This window comes from Neptunitalea lumnitzerae, from assembly GCF_027924185.1.
GTDB lineage: Bacteria > Bacteroidota > Bacteroidia > Flavobacteriales > Flavobacteriaceae > Neptunitalea > Neptunitalea lumnitzerae.
This window is the reverse complement of sequence record NZ_BRVO01000005.1, coordinates 110,116-128,116: the sequence shown is the minus strand read 5'-3', so window position 1 is coordinate 128,116 and position 18,001 is coordinate 110,116. Positions and strand designations below refer to the sequence as shown.

The 18,001-nt window shown below is 33.7% G+C and carries 21 protein-coding genes; 15 read left to right on the top strand and 6 right to left on the bottom strand.

The features are described from left to right. Positions 1 to 7: 7 nt before the first annotated feature. The 14 genes from trpC (at position 8) to Y10_RS16550 (ending at position 11,999) form a co-directional block, all read left to right on the top strand. The gene (gene trpC, locus Y10_RS16615; protein ID WP_281766550.1) at positions 8 to 793 is read left to right on the top strand and encodes an indole-3-glycerol phosphate synthase TrpC; all 786 of its coding nucleotides are present in this window, start codon (positions 8 to 10) and stop codon (positions 791 to 793) included. After that, positions 790 to 1,428 (top strand): phosphoribosylanthranilate isomerase, encoded by a 639-nt coding sequence (locus Y10_RS16610; RefSeq protein ID WP_281766549.1) that lies wholly within the window; start codon positions 790 to 792, stop codon positions 1,426 to 1,428. Before trpC ends, Y10_RS16610 begins: the two co-directional genes overlap by 4 nt. Positions 1,429 to 1,433: 5 nt before the next feature. Beyond that, a complete protein-coding gene (gene trpB / locus Y10_RS16605; protein WP_281766548.1) occupies positions 1,434 to 2,615 on the top strand; it encodes a tryptophan synthase subunit beta in 1,182 nt (393 codons plus the stop codon). Continuing rightward, positions 2,615 to 3,709: a carbohydrate-binding family 9-like protein gene (locus tag Y10_RS16600; protein ID WP_281766547.1), complete on the top strand. Its 1,095-nt coding sequence runs from the start codon at positions 2,615 to 2,617 to the stop codon at positions 3,707 to 3,709. Before trpB ends, Y10_RS16600 begins: the two co-directional genes overlap by 1 nt. Continuing rightward, positions 3,706 to 4,800, top strand: a complete 1,095-nt coding sequence (locus Y10_RS16595) for a family 10 glycosylhydrolase (protein ID WP_281766546.1) — start codon at positions 3,706 to 3,708, stop codon at positions 4,798 to 4,800. The genes Y10_RS16600 and Y10_RS16595 overlap by 4 nt, the downstream gene beginning before the upstream one ends. Beyond that, entirely contained in the window at positions 4,793 to 5,551 is a 759-nt protein-coding gene (gene trpA, locus Y10_RS16590; protein ID WP_281766545.1) for a tryptophan synthase subunit alpha, read from the top strand. Before Y10_RS16595 ends, trpA begins: the two co-directional genes overlap by 8 nt. A gap of 31 nt (positions 5,552 to 5,582) precedes the next feature. Next, on the top strand, positions 5,583 to 5,993 hold the full coding sequence (locus tag Y10_RS16585; RefSeq protein WP_281766544.1) for a hypothetical protein: 411 nt from the start codon (positions 5,583 to 5,585) through the stop codon (positions 5,991 to 5,993). A gap of 117 nt (positions 5,994 to 6,110) precedes the next feature. After that, positions 6,111 to 6,731 (top strand): TetR/AcrR family transcriptional regulator, encoded by a 621-nt coding sequence (locus Y10_RS16580; RefSeq protein ID WP_281766543.1) that lies wholly within the window; start codon positions 6,111 to 6,113, stop codon positions 6,729 to 6,731. A 22-nt stretch (positions 6,732 to 6,753) separates the two neighbouring features. Further along, on the top strand, positions 6,754 to 8,034 hold the full coding sequence (locus tag Y10_RS16575; RefSeq protein WP_281766589.1) for a TolC family protein: 1,281 nt from the start codon (positions 6,754 to 6,756) through the stop codon (positions 8,032 to 8,034). A gap of 24 nt (positions 8,035 to 8,058) precedes the next feature. Next, complete coding sequence (locus Y10_RS16570; protein ID WP_281766542.1) at positions 8,059 to 9,141, top strand: HlyD family secretion protein; 1,083 nt, start codon at positions 8,059 to 8,061, stop codon at positions 9,139 to 9,141. A 3-nt stretch (positions 9,142 to 9,144) separates the two neighbouring features. After that, positions 9,145 to 10,743 (top strand): MDR family MFS transporter, encoded by a 1,599-nt coding sequence (locus Y10_RS16565; protein WP_281766541.1) that lies wholly within the window; start codon positions 9,145 to 9,147, stop codon positions 10,741 to 10,743. An 86-nt stretch (positions 10,744 to 10,829) separates the two neighbouring features. Then, positions 10,830 to 10,973: a hypothetical protein gene (locus Y10_RS16560; RefSeq protein ID WP_281766540.1), complete on the top strand. Its 144-nt coding sequence runs from the start codon at positions 10,830 to 10,832 to the stop codon at positions 10,971 to 10,973. Positions 10,974 to 10,979: 6 nt separating this feature from the next. Continuing rightward, the gene (locus tag Y10_RS16555) at positions 10,980 to 11,114 is read left to right on the top strand and encodes a 30S ribosomal protein THX (RefSeq protein ID WP_281766539.1); all 135 of its coding nucleotides are present in this window, start codon (positions 10,980 to 10,982) and stop codon (positions 11,112 to 11,114) included. Between the two features lie 180 nt (positions 11,115 to 11,294). Further along, a complete protein-coding gene (locus Y10_RS16550; protein WP_281766538.1) occupies positions 11,295 to 11,999 on the top strand; it encodes a VIT1/CCC1 transporter family protein in 705 nt (234 codons plus the stop codon). A 47-nt stretch (positions 12,000 to 12,046) separates the two neighbouring features. Here the strand turns inward: Y10_RS16550 and Y10_RS16545 are convergent, their stop codons facing one another. Both Y10_RS16545 and Y10_RS16540 read right to left on the bottom strand, forming a co-directional pair. Continuing rightward, positions 12,047 to 12,538 (bottom strand): hypothetical protein, encoded by a 492-nt coding sequence (locus Y10_RS16545; RefSeq protein ID WP_281766537.1) that lies wholly within the window; start codon positions 12,536 to 12,538, stop codon positions 12,047 to 12,049. Positions 12,539 to 12,555: 17 nt separating this feature from the next. After that, on the bottom strand, positions 12,556 to 13,026 hold the full coding sequence (locus Y10_RS16540; RefSeq protein ID WP_281766536.1) for a hypothetical protein: 471 nt from the start codon (positions 13,024 to 13,026) through the stop codon (positions 12,556 to 12,558). A 274-nt stretch (positions 13,027 to 13,300) separates the two neighbouring features. Here Y10_RS16540 and Y10_RS16535 point away from each other — a divergent pair, with 274 nt between their 5' ends. Continuing rightward, the gene (locus tag Y10_RS16535; RefSeq protein WP_281766535.1) at positions 13,301 to 14,809 is read left to right on the top strand and encodes a hypothetical protein; all 1,509 of its coding nucleotides are present in this window, start codon (positions 13,301 to 13,303) and stop codon (positions 14,807 to 14,809) included. Between the two features lie 2 nt (positions 14,810 to 14,811). Here the strand turns inward: Y10_RS16535 and Y10_RS16530 are convergent, their stop codons facing one another. The 4 genes from Y10_RS16530 to yaaA form a co-directional block, all read right to left on the bottom strand. After that, complete coding sequence (locus Y10_RS16530; RefSeq protein ID WP_281766534.1) at positions 14,812 to 15,534, bottom strand: hypothetical protein; 723 nt, start codon at positions 15,532 to 15,534, stop codon at positions 14,812 to 14,814. Between the two features lie 196 nt (positions 15,535 to 15,730). Then, positions 15,731 to 16,390, bottom strand: a complete 660-nt coding sequence (locus Y10_RS16525; protein WP_281766533.1) for a uracil-DNA glycosylase family protein — start codon at positions 16,388 to 16,390, stop codon at positions 15,731 to 15,733. A 9-nt stretch (positions 16,391 to 16,399) separates the two neighbouring features. Continuing rightward, a complete protein-coding gene (locus tag Y10_RS16520; protein ID WP_281766532.1) occupies positions 16,400 to 17,119 on the bottom strand; it encodes a hypothetical protein in 720 nt (239 codons plus the stop codon). Between the two features lie 43 nt (positions 17,120 to 17,162). Continuing rightward, the gene (gene yaaA, locus Y10_RS16515) at positions 17,163 to 17,924 is read right to left on the bottom strand and encodes a peroxide stress protein YaaA (protein WP_281766531.1); all 762 of its coding nucleotides are present in this window, start codon (positions 17,922 to 17,924) and stop codon (positions 17,163 to 17,165) included. Between the last annotated feature and the right edge of the window lie 77 nt (positions 17,925 to 18,001).

Here is an 18,001-nt window from a genome sequence, read left to right as displayed (position 1 = left end):
AAACGCCATGAATATTCTAGATAAAATAGTGATAGATAAAAGAAAGGAAGTAGCCTTAAAAAAATCTATCATCCCCCAATCAAGTTTAGAGAAAGCAACTCTTTTTGAAAGAGAAACTATTTCATTAGCACAAGCATTACGAAAAAGTAATAGTGGTATTATAGCCGAACATAAGAGACGTTCGCCTTCTAAATCGGTTATCAACCACTCCTTAAATGTAGCCGACGTAGTTATGGGTTATGAGCAAGCAGGAGTTTGTGGTATGTCTGTATTAACAGATGGTAAATACTTTGGAGGATCGTTGGATGATTTAGTACTTGCCAGAGCTGCTACCCTATTACCGCTTTTAAGAAAAGAGTTTGTAATAGATGAATACCAACTATTAGAAGCGAAGGCCTACGGAGCTGATGTTATTTTATTAATAGCTGCCATACTAGACAGAAAACAAATAGAATTATTATCTAAAACAGCAAAATCCCTTGGACTTGAAGTACTGCTTGAAGTACATAATAAAGAAGAGTTAGATATGTCGGTAATGCCTAGTATTGATATGCTAGGAGTTAACAATAGAAACTTAAAAAACTTTGAGGTTCATTTAGAAACTAGCCAAAACTTATCTAATTACATCCCTAATGATTTTGTAAAGGTTTCTGAAAGCGGCATCAGTAGTGTTGCAGCTATTAAGCAACTACAGCCTTATGGTTTTAAAGGTTTTCTTATTGGAGAGAATTTTATGAAGACTGAAAACCCAGGAAAAAGTGCCACTGAATTCATTAAAAATATTGAAGCATGAAACTGAAGGTTTGCGGTATGAGAGATAACGATAATATTCTGGAGCTATCTAAATTAAACCCAGATTATATGGGCTTTATCTTTTACGATAAATCGAGTCGTTACGTTACTCAAACAACACCTACTCTACCAGATTCAATTATGAAAACAGGGGTATTTGTGAATAGTCCGGTTGAGTTTATCATAGATAGAATAGACACACATCAATTAAGGGCTATTCAATTACATGGTAATGAGTCTGTAGAATTTTGTAAATACTTAAAAACTGTATTACACAATACCCAAATTATAAAAGTGTTTTCAATAAAAGATGATTTTGACTTTACGAAGTTAACGGCTTATGAACCTTATGTAGATTATTTTTTATTTGACACCAAGGGAAAACTACCAGGGGGTAACGGATACACTTTTGATTGGAGTGTTTTAAAAAACTATAATGCCACCAAACCTTATTTTTTAAGTGGTGGTATTGGAATAGAATCATTACTTAATCTTAAAGATTTTTTTAATTTACCCGCATCTGAAAAATGTATTGCTATAGATGTAAATAGTAAATTTGAAACAGCACCAGGATTAAAAAACATTGAACTTTTAAAAAAATTTAAAACGGAACTTGCAGCCGTTAACTTAATATAAAACTTATGAGTTATCACGTAGATGAAAAAGGATATTATGGAGAATTTGGCGGAGCTTATATTCCTGAAATGTTATACCCTAACGTAGAAGAATTACGCCAAAACTATCTAAAAATAATGCAAGAGGAATCTTTTCAAAAAGAGTTCCATCAGTTATTAAAAGATTATGTAGGTAGACCTTCCCCGCTCTATTTTGCAAAAAGACTATCTGAAAAATATAATACTAAAATATATTTAAAAAGAGAAGATCTTAACCATACAGGTGCTCATAAAGTAAACAATACCATAGGCCAGATATTAATGGCTAAACGTTTGGGCAAAAATAGAATTATTGCTGAAACCGGTGCCGGACAGCATGGTGTGGCTACTGCTACTGTTTGTGCCCTTATGGGTATAGAATGTATTGTATACATGGGGGAAATTGATATTGCTAGGCAAGCTCCCAATGTTGCCAGAATGAAAATGCTAGGGGCTAAAGTAGTACCAGCAACATCGGGTAGTAAAACATTAAAAGATGCTACCAATGAGGCTATACGAGACTGGATTAACAACCCGGTAGATACGCACTACATTATCGGTTCAGTTGTGGGCCCTCATCCGTATCCTGATATGGTGGCAAGATTTCAGAGTGTTGTATCAGAAGAAATACAAAAACAGCTTTTAGAACAAGAAAATACGGCATTCCCTAACCATGTGATTGCTTGTGTAGGTGGTGGTAGTAATGCAGCTGGGGCGTTTTATCATTTTTTAGATGAGGAAAAAGTAAATCTTATTGCTGTAGAAGCTGCTGGGCATGGTGTTGATAGTGGTGAAAGTGCAGCTACTTCTATTTTAGGGAAGGAAGGTATTATTCACGGTAGTAAAACCCTTTTAATGCAAACCAAAGATGGGCAAATAACAGAACCTTATTCTATTTCTGCAGGATTAGATTACCCTGGTGTTGGTCCGTTGCATGCTCATTTATTTAAAACTGGTAGAGCTGAGTTTATTGCCATTACCGACGACCAAGCCATGCAAGCTGGTTTAGAACTTACCAAACTAGAAGGTATTATACCTGCTATTGAAAGTTCTCACGCCTTTGCTGTTCTTAAAGAAAAAGAATTTAAAAAAGATGATATTGTGATTATAAATCTTTCTGGTAGAGGCGATAAAGATTTAGATACCTATATTAAATATTTCAACCTATAATGAAACATCTTTTAAATAGCCTTTTAGTTTGTACTTTCTGTTGGTCTGTAACAAGTTATGCACAAGTAGAAACATTAGATGTTTCTAACCTGATGGTAACTCCTAATCACTATATAGTTACCAAAGCTAAAAGCAATATAATAATTGATGGCATTGCTGACGAAACTGCTTGGAAAGAAGCCAGGTTTACAAGTAGTTTTATAGATATTGAAGGAATTAAAAAACCTAAGTACGACACCAAAGTTAAAATGCTATGGGATGATACGTACTTATATTTGTATGCTGAATTAGAGGAACCTCATATTTGGGCCACTTTAAAACAGCGCGATACGATTATATTCTACAACAACGATTTTGAGGTGTTTATAGACCCATCTAACACCACCAAAAACTATGGTGAGATAGAAATAAACGCGAACAATACCGTATGGGACTTGCATTTAGACAAACCTTATCGTGTTAGTGGAAAACCTAATAACCATTGGGATTTAAAAGAACTGAAGTCAGCTGTTAAAGTTTATGGCACACTTAACAATGCAACCGATACAGATACCAAATGGACAGTTGAAATGGCTATTCCCTTAAAAGCTATTAATGAGCTCAAAGGTAGTGGTAATATACCTAAAGAAGGCGATTTTTGGCGTATCAACTTCTCTAGAGTAGAATGGGATTTTGATTTGATTGACGGAAAATATGAGCGCAAAAAGGTACATGGTAAATATCTACCGGAATACAATTGGGTATGGAGTAACCAAAAGGTGATTAACATGCACGAACCTGAAAAATGGGGATATTTACAATTTACAGAGAAAACCTCAGCAAAAGAAATCACCTATACTCCAGAGCAAGATTTAAAAATAAAACAAGCCACCTATGCACTATTTAGAGAAGCTAGCTATGGTAGTTTGAAAAAACTGAACAGAGAAACTCCAGGTTTCACAAAAACCTATGAAGTTACCTATGATGGTAATAAAAAAGTAGTAGCCATTTTTACAAAAACGCAGTTTGGTTTTGAGTTTAAGGTGACTAATACGGATACTTCTAGTATTTATGTTATTAATGAAGAAGGCGTTTTAAAACTGATAAAGGCATGAAAAAAATAGTATTACAAATAGGTATTCTCTTAGTATTGATTGGTTGTAATACCTCATCAACCAAACCTATTATTGAAACTTCTACTGCTGAAGACAATTTTGTTTTTGCTAGTTGGGTGCATGCTGGTAATACTTTTAATAAAGAGGAATGGGAACAAAAATTTAATCATTATGATTCCTTAGGAATAAGTCAAATACAGGTAGGTGCACAACCAAACATACTGAAACAAATTATTCCTATTGCCAATAAACACAATATAGCAGTACACGCCTGGATGTGGACCCTTAACCGCCCTAACGACACTATTGCAAACAAGCACCCTGATTGGTATGCAGTAAACAGAAATGGCGACAACTCTTTAGAGTACCGTGCTTATGTAGATTATTACCAATGGTTAAGTCCGTTTCACCCAGAAGCAAGAGCCTACATTAAAAAGAATGCGGAAGAACTACTAGCCATTGAAGGCCTAGCTTCTGTTCACTTAGATTATGTGCGTTATGTAGATGTAATATTAGGCGCCGATTTGCAACCAAAATATGGTTTGGTACAAGACCATGAAATGCCCGAATATGATTATGGTTATCACCCCATTGCAAGAGAAGGCTTTAAAGAAATATTTAGCATAGACCCTATAACTATGGAACACCCAGAACTAAGCACGGAATGGAGACAATACCGCTTAAATGCTGTTACCAGTTTGGTCAATGAAATTGCAGCTATGGCACACCAAAAAGAAGTTAAACTTACAGCAGCTGTATTTCCGTTCCCAGAAATGTCTAGACAAATGGTAAGACAAGCCTGGAACGATTGGGATTTAGACATAGCCTTTCCTATGCTGTATCAAAACTTTTATAAACAAAATATCAATTGGATAGGCTTTGCTACAGAACAAGGAGTACAAAGTGTTGACTTTCCCATTATTGCAGGACTCTATAGTCCGGCTTTAAAAACTCCCGAAGACCTAGAAGAAGCCATACGGTTAACAAAAGAAAAAGGAGCACAAGGAGTTTCTATCTTTACTGTAGATGACCTTTCTACAGCACAACAAAACGTTTTAAAAAAATTGCATAAAGAATTTCATTATGAATAGAATTCAACAAAAATTACAAGAAAATAAAAAGTTAGTATCTATCTACTTTACAGCGGGCTATCCTACTTTAACAGATACAAAAAGCATTATAGAAAACCTTGAAAAAGCAGGGACTGACATTATTGAAATAGGATTACCCTTTAGTGACCCATTAGCGGATGGACCTACCATTCAAGAAAGTTCTACCAAAGCCTTAAAAAATGGTATGAACAGTGAGGTATTGTTTGAGCAATTAAAGGATATTAGAAGTACCGTAAACATACCTTTAATTATTATGGGTTACTTTAATCCTATGCTACAATATGGTGTTGAAGAATTTTGCAAAAAATGTAATGAAATAGGTATAGATGGGCTTATTATACCAGACCTTCCGGTAGATGTATATGATGAAGCGTACAAAAGCCTGTTTGAGAAATATAACCTTACCAATATCTTTTTAATAACTCCACAAACTAGTGACGAACGTATACGCTATATTGACAGTATCTCAAACGGATTTATTTACATGGTAAGTTCTGCCAGTGTTACTGGAGCCAAAAATACTTTTGGAGAACAACAGAAGGCTTATTTTGAAAGAATAAACAATTTGAATTTGAAAACACCACAAATAGTTGGTTTTGGAATAAGCAATAAAGAAACCTTTGAACAGGCTACCACCTATGCTAAGGGAGGTATTATTGGGTCGGCGTTTGTTAAACACATTACCAACCACCCAATAGGTAAGATTAAAGATTTTTTTATCTTTGCCTAAGACTTCCCTCATAAAAACCCCATAATCAATTTTGAAAGTTAAAGATCACCACATTTATGCACAGGTAATAGAAGAACACCAGCTTGAATTTGGTGATTTTTACTTTTTTGATAATTTGGTTATTAGTGAAATTCATGAAGAGGTGCTATTCAATTGGGAAAAAGCAAAAATAGTTATCGATATAGCAGAACGCATCTATGGTAAAGGATGTCAACCTTATTACATATCTAATCGTATTTATAAATATTCTATCATTCCTAAAGATTGGATTCGATTTTTTAAAAACCGATACACTATAAAAGCTTACTTAATAGTTACCTACAACTCTTCAACCAGCTTAACAAACCTCATGTTTGAAAAACTATTTTTTGGTAATAACAATCTTCCTGCTATCAAGAAATTTCAAACCTTGGCGGATGCTATCAACTTTTTAGACAAGTAAATCGATGTCTATAAAATTAACGACAACGTTATATTGTTAAATTTTTTAAAATCATAAATTAAACAAACGTTTAATTTAAACAGTTGTTTAACTTTGTCCAAGATTAAATAAGTTGTTATGGACTTAAGTGATAAACAAATACAAATTTTAGAAATAGCCGAGAAGCTTTTTGCCGAACATGGTTTTGATGCTACTTCTGTTCGCCAAATAGCCAAAGAGGCAGATATCAATATTGCCATGATATCCTATTACTTTGGCTCTAAAGAAAAGCTTTTGGAAACTTTATTGGAATACAGAAACTTTGATTTTAGAAAAGAAATAGCTCAAATTATTGAAGATACCAATTTAGACCATCTTCATAAAATTGATACCATGATAGCGCTCTTAACCCAAAGAATACATAGCAAAAGACGCATTCACAAAATTTTACACTTTGAGTACTCCAACGGATGTAGAAATATAAATATAGATAAACACATACAACGGAAATTAAAAAGCTATACTCTTATTGAAAAATTTATTAAAGAAGGACAAAGCATAGGTGTCTTCTCTAAAAATGTTGAAATACCCCTTATTGTGCCAACCATCATAGGGAGTTACTTTAATTTCTACTATAACAAAAAAATGTTCATGATTATCTATCATCTTAAAGAAGAAGATATTGATGACTTTGTTTATAACACCTTAACAAACCACATACAAAAAACCATTAAAGCATTATTAACGTATGAGAATTAAAAATTGTTTGTACCTAACGTTCATGGTTTTGACCGCAGGTCTAACTTATGCCCAACAAACCAAACCCCTTAGTATTGAAGATGCTGTGAAGCTAGCATTAGAAAACAGCACTGAAATTAAAATTTCTGATAGTAATGTACGTACTGCAGAAAGTGAATTAAATGTAATTAAAAACAATCAGTATCCAGACTTTAATATCTCTGGACAGTATATGTACCTGACCAATGCTAATATAGACCTTAAATTAGCCACAGGGCAAGATACTGCAGGTGAAGAGTCTGGTGGCGGCACTCCTGATGTTAACCAATTAATGTTTGGTATGGCTACTGTGCAAATGCCTATTTTCTCTGGTTTTAGTATATCTAACAGTATTAAAGCTGGTAAAAGCAATTACGAAGCTGAAGTTTTAAATGCTAAAAATGAAAAAGAAAATATAGCCTTAATGACCATTAACGGATATATTAATTTATACAAAGCAACTAAAACTATTGAGCTACTGAACGAGAATCTTAAAAGTGCTCACCAACGTGTGGTAGATTTTACCAACATGGAAAACAATGGTTTATTGGCTAAAAATGACCGTTTGAAAGCAGAACTTCAAGAAGCTAACTTTGAAATAGCTTTAGAAGAGGCAAAGAAAAATAAGCACATCATCAACTATCAACTAGTCACTTTCTTAAAATTGCCAGAAGGAACTACTATTGAAACTACAGAAAACACTTTTGGTATTGCTGAAAACAATCCGGATGTACAAACATCCCGATATGATATTCAGGCTATGGAAATGCAATTAAAAGCTGCAGAATCACAAGTAAAAGTAGCCAAAGGTAAGTACTACCCTTCTATTTTCTTTTCAGGTGGTTATATAGCGGCCGACGTACAAAATGTAGTTGCTATTAATAATGCAGTAAATGTTGGTGTTGGTATTTCATACAACATTGCGGATATCTTTAAAGCAAAAAGCGATATTAAAGTTGCCAAAAGCAGAGCTTCTTCTTTAGCATATGCCATTGAGCAAGCTAACGATAATGTAAAAATTCAAATTGAAAACGCAGAGCAAAATTATCAGTTAGCACTTAAAAAGTTGAATGTATATACAAAATCGGTAGAGCAAGCTGTTGAAAACTACAGAATTGTAAAAGATAAATATGACAACGGCTTGGTAGATACAAATGACCTGCTAGAAGCAGATGTACAACAACTACAAACAAAATTAGACTTAGAAATAGCGAAAGCAGATATTACCAAAGCCTATTACGAATTATTAAACGCACAAGGACAATTAACAGCCAAATTAAATTAACAACACAATTTTTAGCTTAAAATCATGGAACAAAAGAAAAAGACAAATAAAAAATTTATCATTATCATTTCTGTTTTGGTAGTGATAGGACTTGTTTACGGAGGTTATTCTTTCATGCATTCATTAGCACATGAAGTAACAGATGATGCCCAAATTGAAGCTAATATGAACCCTATTATACCTCACGTTGGTGGGTACATTACAAAGGTTGCTGTAACCGATAACCAAACCGTAAGTAAAGGTGATACCCTATTTGTGATAGACGATGCCGATTATATGGTACAATTAGAACAAGCCAAAGCCAATTTAGCTGCTGCAGAAAGTCAACTTTTAGTAGCTAAAGCAAGTATTAACGCTTCTAATGCAGGGGTAAGCACTAGTACCGCTCAAGTGAACAGTGCCAAAGGAAATATAGAAAATGCCGAAATTAGATTGTGGAGAGCTAAAAATGACTTTGAACGTTACCAAGATTTATACGACAAAAAATCTATTACCAAACAACAGTACGAGCAAGCATTAGCTGCTAAACAAGAAGCCGAAAAATCTCTTGAAATTTTAAAAAGCCAACAAAAAGCTTCTAACAGCCAACGTTCTGCAGCTATTTCTCAGTCAGAAATTGCAGAAAAACGTGTAGCCGTAGCCGAAGCTAATGTACAAGCTGCTATAGCACAATTAAGTGCTGCAAAACTAAATGTTGGGTATACGGTAGTAACTGCTCCTATTGATGGACAACTTTCTTCGGTAGACTTACAACCTGGTCAGTTTGTATCTCCTAGTCAATCTTTATTTTACTTAGTAAATACGAAAGACAAATGGGTGGTAGCTAACTTTAAAGAAACCCAATTACAAGACCTTAAAATAGGACAAAAAGTAATGATTGAAGTAGATGCTTTCCCAGGGGAAGAATTTCATGCAGAAGTTACCGCATTTTCGCCAGCAACAGGAGCTCGCTTTTCTTTATTGCCACCCGATAATGCTACCGGAAACTTTGTAAAAACTATCCAGCGTCTTCCTGTAAAAATTGATTTTACGAAAGAAAATGCACCTGAAAAAATTGCAAAATTACGTTCTGGTATGAATGTATTGGTAGATGTACAATTAAAATAAGATATGTCTGAAGTAAAAGCACAAGTTACAGATCCTAACGACTTAGTAGAATACGGCTTTAAAAGGGTTATTATTACCATTACGGCTATTCTATGCGCCTTGTTAGAGATTATAGATACTACCATTGTTAACGTAGCTCTAAATGATATTAGAGGTAGTTTGGGTGCTACGTTAACAGATGTGGCATGGGTTATTACCGCATATGCCATTGCCAATGTAATTATTATACCCATGACGGGCTGGCTTTCTAAACAATTTGGAAGACGTAATTACTTTGCTGCTTCCATTATTATTTTTACCGTTACTTCCTTTTTATGTGGTAACGCTACCAATATATGGGAGTTAGTAGCCTTCCGTTTTATTCAAGGTATGGGTGGTGGAGCGTTGTTAGTTACAGCACAAACTATCATTACCGAAAGTTACCCTATAGAAAAACGTGGTATGGCCCAAGCCATTTACGGTATGGGAGTAATTGTAGGCCCCACTTTAGGACCTCCATTAGGAGGGTACCTCGTAGACAATTACAGTTGGCGAGATATTTTTTATATTAATATTCCCGTAGGTATAGCAGCAACCATATTAACTATTCTGTTTGTAAAAAGTCCTAAATACGGTGATAAACTTAAAGCCAACCAAGTAGACTGGTTAGGTATTGGGCTATTAGCCGCCTGTATTGGTTCGTTACAATTTGTATTAGAACACGGGCAACAAGACGATTGGTTTGAAGAACCTTTAATAGTTGCCTTAAGTGTTGTATCTCTTTTTGGTATGGTTGGTTTTATATGGCGTGAGCTGGTGTACGACCATCCGGTAGTAAACCTTAGAGTATTAAAAGATAGCAACTTGCGGGTAGGTACTATTATGACCTTTATTTTAGGTTTCGGACTTTATGGTTCTACCTTTATTATCCCCATCTACACGCAGTCAATTTTAGGATGGACAGCCACCGATGCTGGTTTATTATTAATACCAAGTTCTATTACCACCGGTTTAATGATGCCTATTATTGGTAAATTATTGCAACGGGGCGTACCACAGAAATATCTAGTTATTGGTGGATTTACCATTTTCTTTCTATATAGCTTATGGATGTTCTTATTAATGACACCAGATACTGGAGCCGAGCACTTCTTCTGGCCATTAGTAGTAAGAGGTATTGGGCTAGGTTTATTATTTGTACCTATTACTACCCTATCCCTATCTACCCTACAAGGTAAAGATATTGGTGATGGTGCTGCCTTTACAGGAATGATGAGACAGTTAGGAGGATCGTTTGGTATTGCTATTATTACCACCTTTATTACTAGAATTACCATACAGCATAGGGTAGATTTAATACCTAACATAACAGCTATTAACTTTAGAGTACAGCAAACACTACAAGGCTATAAACAAATGTTTATTAGTAGAGGTTTTGCCCCTAACGAAGCTATGGATAAAGCATACCAGCTATTAGATTTGTCGGTTACACGCCAAAGCACCGTTTTAGCCTATATGGATGTTTTCTTATACCTAGGTATTTTATTTTTATTATGTGTACCATTTGTAATGCTTATTAAAAAAGGAGCCGGTAAAGTAGACATGAGTAATGCTGCCCATTAATAGGTATTAACAATAGTTTAGAAAAGCTTTAATACAGTTTCTGCTCTATCAATTGTACTTTTATAATGTAATTAAAAACGAATGATATGGGAACTATAAAAGACAAAAGAAAGTTTAAAAGAAACGTAGAACAAAGCAATCCTACAAACCCAACGGGCAACCGTAACGTAGCCACTAATGATTTTGATTTGGATGATGCAACTATAAAAGATCAACAATCAAAAAAATAAATAGCTATGGGAAAAGGAGATAGAAAATCTAAAAAAGGAAAAATTAGTATAGGGTCGTTTGGTAAACTTAGACCTAGAAGAAACAAGTTTAGAGTGAAGCCAAAAGTTGTTAAGAATGAGGTTGTGAATGGAAATGGATAGCAATTACAACTTTTGGTGATTGTTAAGCATCCCGAGGGTCCCCTCCCTTCGGGATGTTTTATTTTATAATGTATTTATCTTGTCTTATTATAAATTGAAATTTCACTACTAATAAAGTGTAAACACCTTAGTTTAAAACAAGCTAATTAACTAACTTATACTATTAAACTAGATGCTGTTATGGAAGCTGATTTAGACGACTACCTTAAAGTTCATTACATTCATAAAAGTAATTGGATAAGAGCTGCTGTATTAGGTGCTAATGACGGTATACTGTCTACCGCTAGTATAGCTGTTGGTGTTGCTGCCGCTAATACAGAAAGAGAAGCCATTATACTTGCTACCCTTGCTGGCTTGGTAGCAGGTGCACTCTCTATGGCTGCTGGTGAATATGTTTCTGTAAGTTCACAAACTGATATTGAAAAATCAGATATAGAAAGAGAAAAACAAGAACTTAAAGAAACACCCGAATTAGAACTTCAACTTTTAGCCAAAATATATGAAACCAGAGGATTGAAAAAAGAAACAGCAATGATTGTTGCTAAAGAACTTACCGAGCATGATGCATTGGCTGCCCATGTAAGAGATGAACTAGGTATTAATGAAATAAATAAGGCAAACCCATTACAAGCAGCTTTTGCCTCTGGCGCCTCTTTTACATTTGGGGCTTTAATGCCACTGTTAGTTTCAATCTTTTTCCCGTTAGAACACATGGTATATTATCAATATGCTAGCGCCATTTTCTTTCTAGCCATATTAGGAGCCGTATCGGCAAAAACTGGAGGTGCAAAAAAAAGAAAAGCAGTATTAAGAATTACACTGTGGGGTACCATTGCTATGGTTTTAAGTGCTGCAGTAGGTCACCTTTTTGGAGTAACTATATAAAAAAGAAGCTGCCCGGTGATTGGTTAGGTTATCCGGGCAGCAACTTATTAAAATAAAAACACCATGTAAACAATTATTCCCTCGGCTATACCGGTAATAATTGCCATTCCCAAAACATCCTTAATCTTACTTTTTAAGAAGAATACAATACTTAGTACAGCCATTAAAGAGGCCAGTAAAATTTCTAATGCATCTATTTTAGAAAACAGATACGTTACTCCTACAAATAATGCAGCAACCCCAGCAGCAACCATAGAGAATTTTATAATTTCATCTCTATTATAATCGGCATTCTTAAAACCTTTTTTTAAATCCTTTAAAATACTAAGTACAAACAATAACGGTACTATAGATAAAAACGGGGCAAATATGATTTTAATTCCTTTTTCTACTTCTAAACTATTGTAAAAGAAAAATGCTATAGCGGTAAATGCCAACAGACCGGTTACTATTATATTCTGAAACAAATACAGTGTTTCTCTTTTTTTACTGTTGTTATTATTATTATCGTCTATGTTTTTTATAAAATTAGTTTCCATATTATGATTTCTTATTTTTAGTTAGATGATAAGAAGAATACATGTAATGCTAAGGCTAGCAGTATTCCGCTTAACACCCCATTAGCTTTTAAATTATTATATAACAAATAGTTAAATACATACAAACTAATGGTAGTTGAATTAATTAAGTGTGCTACTATCAACAAACTTTCTAAAGGCTTCCCAGTACTCCACTCTAATAAGTGCAGCAATAGTAAAGTGATTAAAAGTCCGGTGACCAAACGTATAGATGCTGGTTTCTTATTTGCCATTTTATAAGCCTCCGTGTGTTCAGGTATAAAATTTGAAATCACAAAAAACCTAGTAAAAAATAAGATAGGGATAGGAAAAAGGATAGCCCCTATAATCTTTATAACATCTTTGAAAGATCTTATTTCATCATACCCAATAAAAACAAGGTATATGAAAATAACTATTGAAATACTCAACGTTACGATAAAAGCAGTGTTCAACAACTTTAATTTCATAACCTAAAAGTATTACGTTGTTCTTACCATCTCATTGAAAGACCAATTATGAGACATGATGCTACTGTGCGTTCCTAACCTTTGCACCTGTAGACTTGCTGTTGTTTTTAAAAATGTTTTCATGGTATATGTTTTTATTTCTTGGTTCAAATATCTCCCCTTCTTATAAAAACACAAACCTCAAAAAATTAAAATAATGACGATTAAAAACATGTATAAATAACATTTAACACCTATATAATGTATATTTACTAAAATAATAATGACGATTAAAATGGATACATTACAGAATATTATTCTTACTTTTTCTAAAGAAGAACAAAAACAATGTGTTGCTTTTTTAAAAAATAAAAACAGAAGAGGCGATGCTAAGAACATTGAACTGTTTACATTATTATTAGACCCTACTCTTACCCAGCAGACAATTATAGATACACTATATAATACCGCAACACCTAAAAATACGTTTCATGCACTAAAAAAAAGGTTGTACCAATCAGTTATTAATTTTGTAGCATCGAATGCTATAAAAACTGAAAACTCTACAGAAATGCAATTGATAAAACTAATTGTAACGGCTAGGTCTTTCTTTTTAAAAAAGCATTATCAATTAGGATTTTCGCTCTTAGCAAAAGCAGAACAGATAGCTTCTGAATATGCGCTATACAGTATTCTTAATGAAATTTTGCACACCCATATTCAGTATATAGAATATGACACCAAAACCAACCTGCAAACACTTAAACAAAAAGTAACACAAACACATGAAGCTTTGTTGTTAGAAGACCAGCTTAACATAGCCTATGCAGAAATAAAGCAAATTGTAAAAGCTATAGAACACGAAGGAAAAGTAATAGATTTTTTACCTGCCTTTACTGAAGTTATGCAGCAGTTCCGTATAAATGAAGCTTTACTATCTTTTAAATCGTTGTATCAGATTATTGAAATAACCAGCATGAAGGCTTTTGTAACCAACAACTATTTGTACGAAGAAGATTTTCTTTTATCATTATATAAACAAGTAAAAGGCAAACATAAAAGAGAATCAATGCTCTATTATCATATTGCCATCTTATACCATATTGCCAACGTATATTTTAGAAATAAAAAGTTTGATGGTTCTTTAGCATATTTACAGTATATGGAAACCGTTATGAAAGAGCAAAAAGGCAAATACCAAAGCATCTTCATGCTTAAACACCAAATGCTATTAGCCCTTAATGAAAACTTTACAAATAATGCTAAAGGTGCTATAAACAGACTAATTCCCTTTGTTGAAAAATCCTCCTTTGCTAGTGTTGATGAATTAGACATTACACTTGCATTAATTATGATGCACTTACAGCAAAAAGAATTTAAAAAAGCACAACAACTATTTACCAAGCTAACCCATACAGATGCTTGGTACGAAAAAAAAGCAGGACGCGAATGGGTGATTAAAAAAAACCTAATGGAACTACTCTTGTTTATAGATTTAGGATATGTAGAACTGGTAGAAGCTAGATTAAAACGTTTTAAAAAGAATTATTTCAACTATCTAAAAGCCATAGGGCAACAGCGTGTGATAACCTATGTAAAACTAATTACCTTATACTATACCAACCCAGAAAAAATACAAACCATAGACTATAAGAACAAAGTAGAAGATTCTTTTGAATGGCTATCTCATAAAAGGGAAGACATATTTGTAATGTGCTTTTATGCCTGGCTAAAAAGTAAAATGTACAAAACTGATGTTTACAACACTACGTTAGAATTAGTGTATCAAGTACAAGCTCAATAACCTTACTCCTGCTTATTAGCTTTATAACTTTGATATGCTTCAGTGAGGTAAAACTCCGCTAAAGACTCCTCTGCTTTTAATATCATCTCTCCTTTATCTGCATCTATCACGTAATACATAAATTGCATTACCTCATCTTCAGGTACTTTTAAGGTGAGTGTAGAAAACACATAGTACTTCTCATACAACTCATCTAAATCAGAACCATCACGTTCTAATTCAACCCGTTTTTTCAACTTTTTTGTACGACCACTTATGGCGTTTAATATGGGATCTAGTGGCATACCCCCAGCTACAATCCCAACTAAATGAATAGGCTTAAAATCTCCGGCAGCTTTAAGCAAACGCTCTCCTTTTGTTTTTCTAGGAGTTTTTTCAGAAACAATACCCAAGGTTACCTCATCTATGGTTTGTTGTTCTACCACCACATCGGTTAACTCTTCAGGTTCTGTAACCATATAAATACCAATAAATTGCTTTTCTATATGCGATGATAAAACAGCCTGTACTTTATCTTTCATCCCCATATAAACCACTCTAAGTGTATCACCCACTTTTACTTCTAGTGTAAAATTTCCACTTGGGGTGCTTATGGTGTAATTTCCAGAAGTTATATTTTTAATATAGGCATCTCTTAACGGAATAGAGTCTCCGTACACCGTACCCACAACACGCGTAAATTCATCATCCTCTTGCGCGTGTAAGCACACTGAAAAAACAGCCAAAAATATAACCAGTAAAACTCTAAACACGATAATTTCTATAAATGATTTTAAATCAACTCTTAGGTCTGATTTTTATACAAGTATACTTTATATCTATTTTGTTACTATATTTTTAACAATTTCTTACATGTTAAAATCAGAAATACCGCTTTTATACGGCTAAAACAAAGCACTATAACAGCTATTAAATCTTGGCTTATTTAGTAAAGTACGGGGTATATTGTAATACTCTAAAATCAATTGTATTAAAATCAGGATTTTCTCTTTTTAGTTTTTTATATAACGGATTGCTACCTACTGCCCTATTAGCCGAGCCCGAAGGAGCTGTTAAAGAAACTGTAGTTATAATTCTACCATCTAATACAAATTCGTGAATTTTTGGAGTGGTTGCATCCACCAATTGAAGGGATATTTTATGATCTTTTATATGCTTTCTAAAAAAGTATTCCGGACCATTTTTAGAATTACCTCCTGTAAATAGAAGAGTATCTACCTTTGGATATTTCTTTAAGTAGCCTATTAAATCTCTTAATACTACTTGTTGCATACCTATATCAGAAGCATCTATTTTATCTCTATAAGCACGCTCTACCATATCGCAAATACCAATCTTATGAGCTATTAAAAAATCCTTACGTTGTTGAATCGCAAAATCGGTAGTTTCAAAAACCAAATTCAAATTAAAAATAGCCTCTAGTATTTTCCATAATTGTCCGTCTATACTACCATAGCAAAAGTTTACATCGCCTGGTTTAAATTCTCCAATGGTAAATCTAGGTGGTGGTAACGTACCAACTATCAATTTTGTAGTATTTGGTTGTATAAAGGGCTTATATGGGTGCTGGTGCAAAAACATACGCTCGTGTTATAATTGAGAATGTAATGCTTTCACTTTCTGAAAAATCAACATGTATTTTCTATAATTTTTTCGTTGCATATGGTTAGCTTCAGAAAGCAGATCTTCCAAAAGTTCTTTGGCTTCATCCTTATAATTTTTAGCCAATAAAAACTCCGCCAAATACAAACGCTCCTTATAGTTTTTATAAGGTATATCTACCTTTCTTAACGCTTCTTCGGCTTTTTCTGTTTGTCCTGTTTTCTCTAAAGCTATGGCATATAAAAATTGCAAATCAGATTGCTTAAATTCCATCTTAAGCAAAAAACGCTCACTATATGTTATTACCTTATCGTAGTTTTCTAACTCAAAATATACTCTAATAAGATTAGAGATTCCGTAATAATCATTTTCATAGTTTCCCTTTAAGGCAGACAGATACATATCTCTTGCCTCTTCGTATCGTTTATTTTGAAAATAGGCATCTGCCAAAGCAACTCTATTCTCAAAAGTATCTGAGAATGCCAACTTTTTTTCTAAATCATTGATTCTTTTACTAGGGTATAAAACATTAAAAGCTTGTTCTTGGGCTGCTCCAACATCGGTTTTACCAAAAACCTGAGTTAGTAAATAAATAGCAGAACCAATACCTGGTAAAAATAAAATAAGGAAAATCCAGTAATAGCTGTTCCTATTACTATATACATGGTAAAAGCAATAAATTTGCAGAAGTATAACTAGGTAATACATAACTCCTGCAAATTATATAAATATTATGGGAAAACAATAGTATTTAGCGTACAAATACCAACTCGTTTTTCTTAGTAGAATATTCTTCGCTATAGGCGTAACCATCATAGTTAAACCCTTTCAATTCTTCAAGTGTACTTACGTTATTATCTATAATGTAGCGTACCATAGAACCTCTTGCCTTTTTAGCATAAAAGCTAATAATCTTCAGCTTGTCATTTTTCCAATCTTTAAATACCGGAGTAATTACCGGAACTTTTAATGCTTTATTGTCTACAGCACCAAAATATTCATTACTCGCCAAATTTAAAAACAACTCGTCATCCGCCAATTCTTCGTTTAATTTGGTAGTTACTTTTTGCTTCCAGAAATCATACAAATCTTTACTTTTTCCAACAGGAAACTTAGTACCCATTTCTAAACGGTACGGCTGTATAAGGTCTAATGGTTTTAGCACCCCATATAAGCCAGAAAGTATTCTAAGTGTATCTTGTAATTTTTCTATTTGCGCCTCAGGAATAGTATAAGCATCTAAACCAGTGTATACATCACCATTAAAGGCATACATAGCTGGTCTGGCATTATCTGTATTAAAAGGAATACTAAAATCTTGATTACGTTGCCAGTTTAAATCTGCCAACTTATCAGAAATACTCATTAAATCAGATAGTTTTTTAGGAGACTCTTTCTTTAATAGTTTATTAATGCGTTCTGCCTCTTTTAAAAAACATGGCTGCGTATACTGTTCTGTAGGCAACTTACTATCATAGTCTAATGATTTTGCCGGCGATATAACTACTTTCATTTTTTTTGTTTTATACAAAGATAATCTTCAAACAAAGCATAATCAATGCATTGGTTTAGATTGTGATTATACGTGTA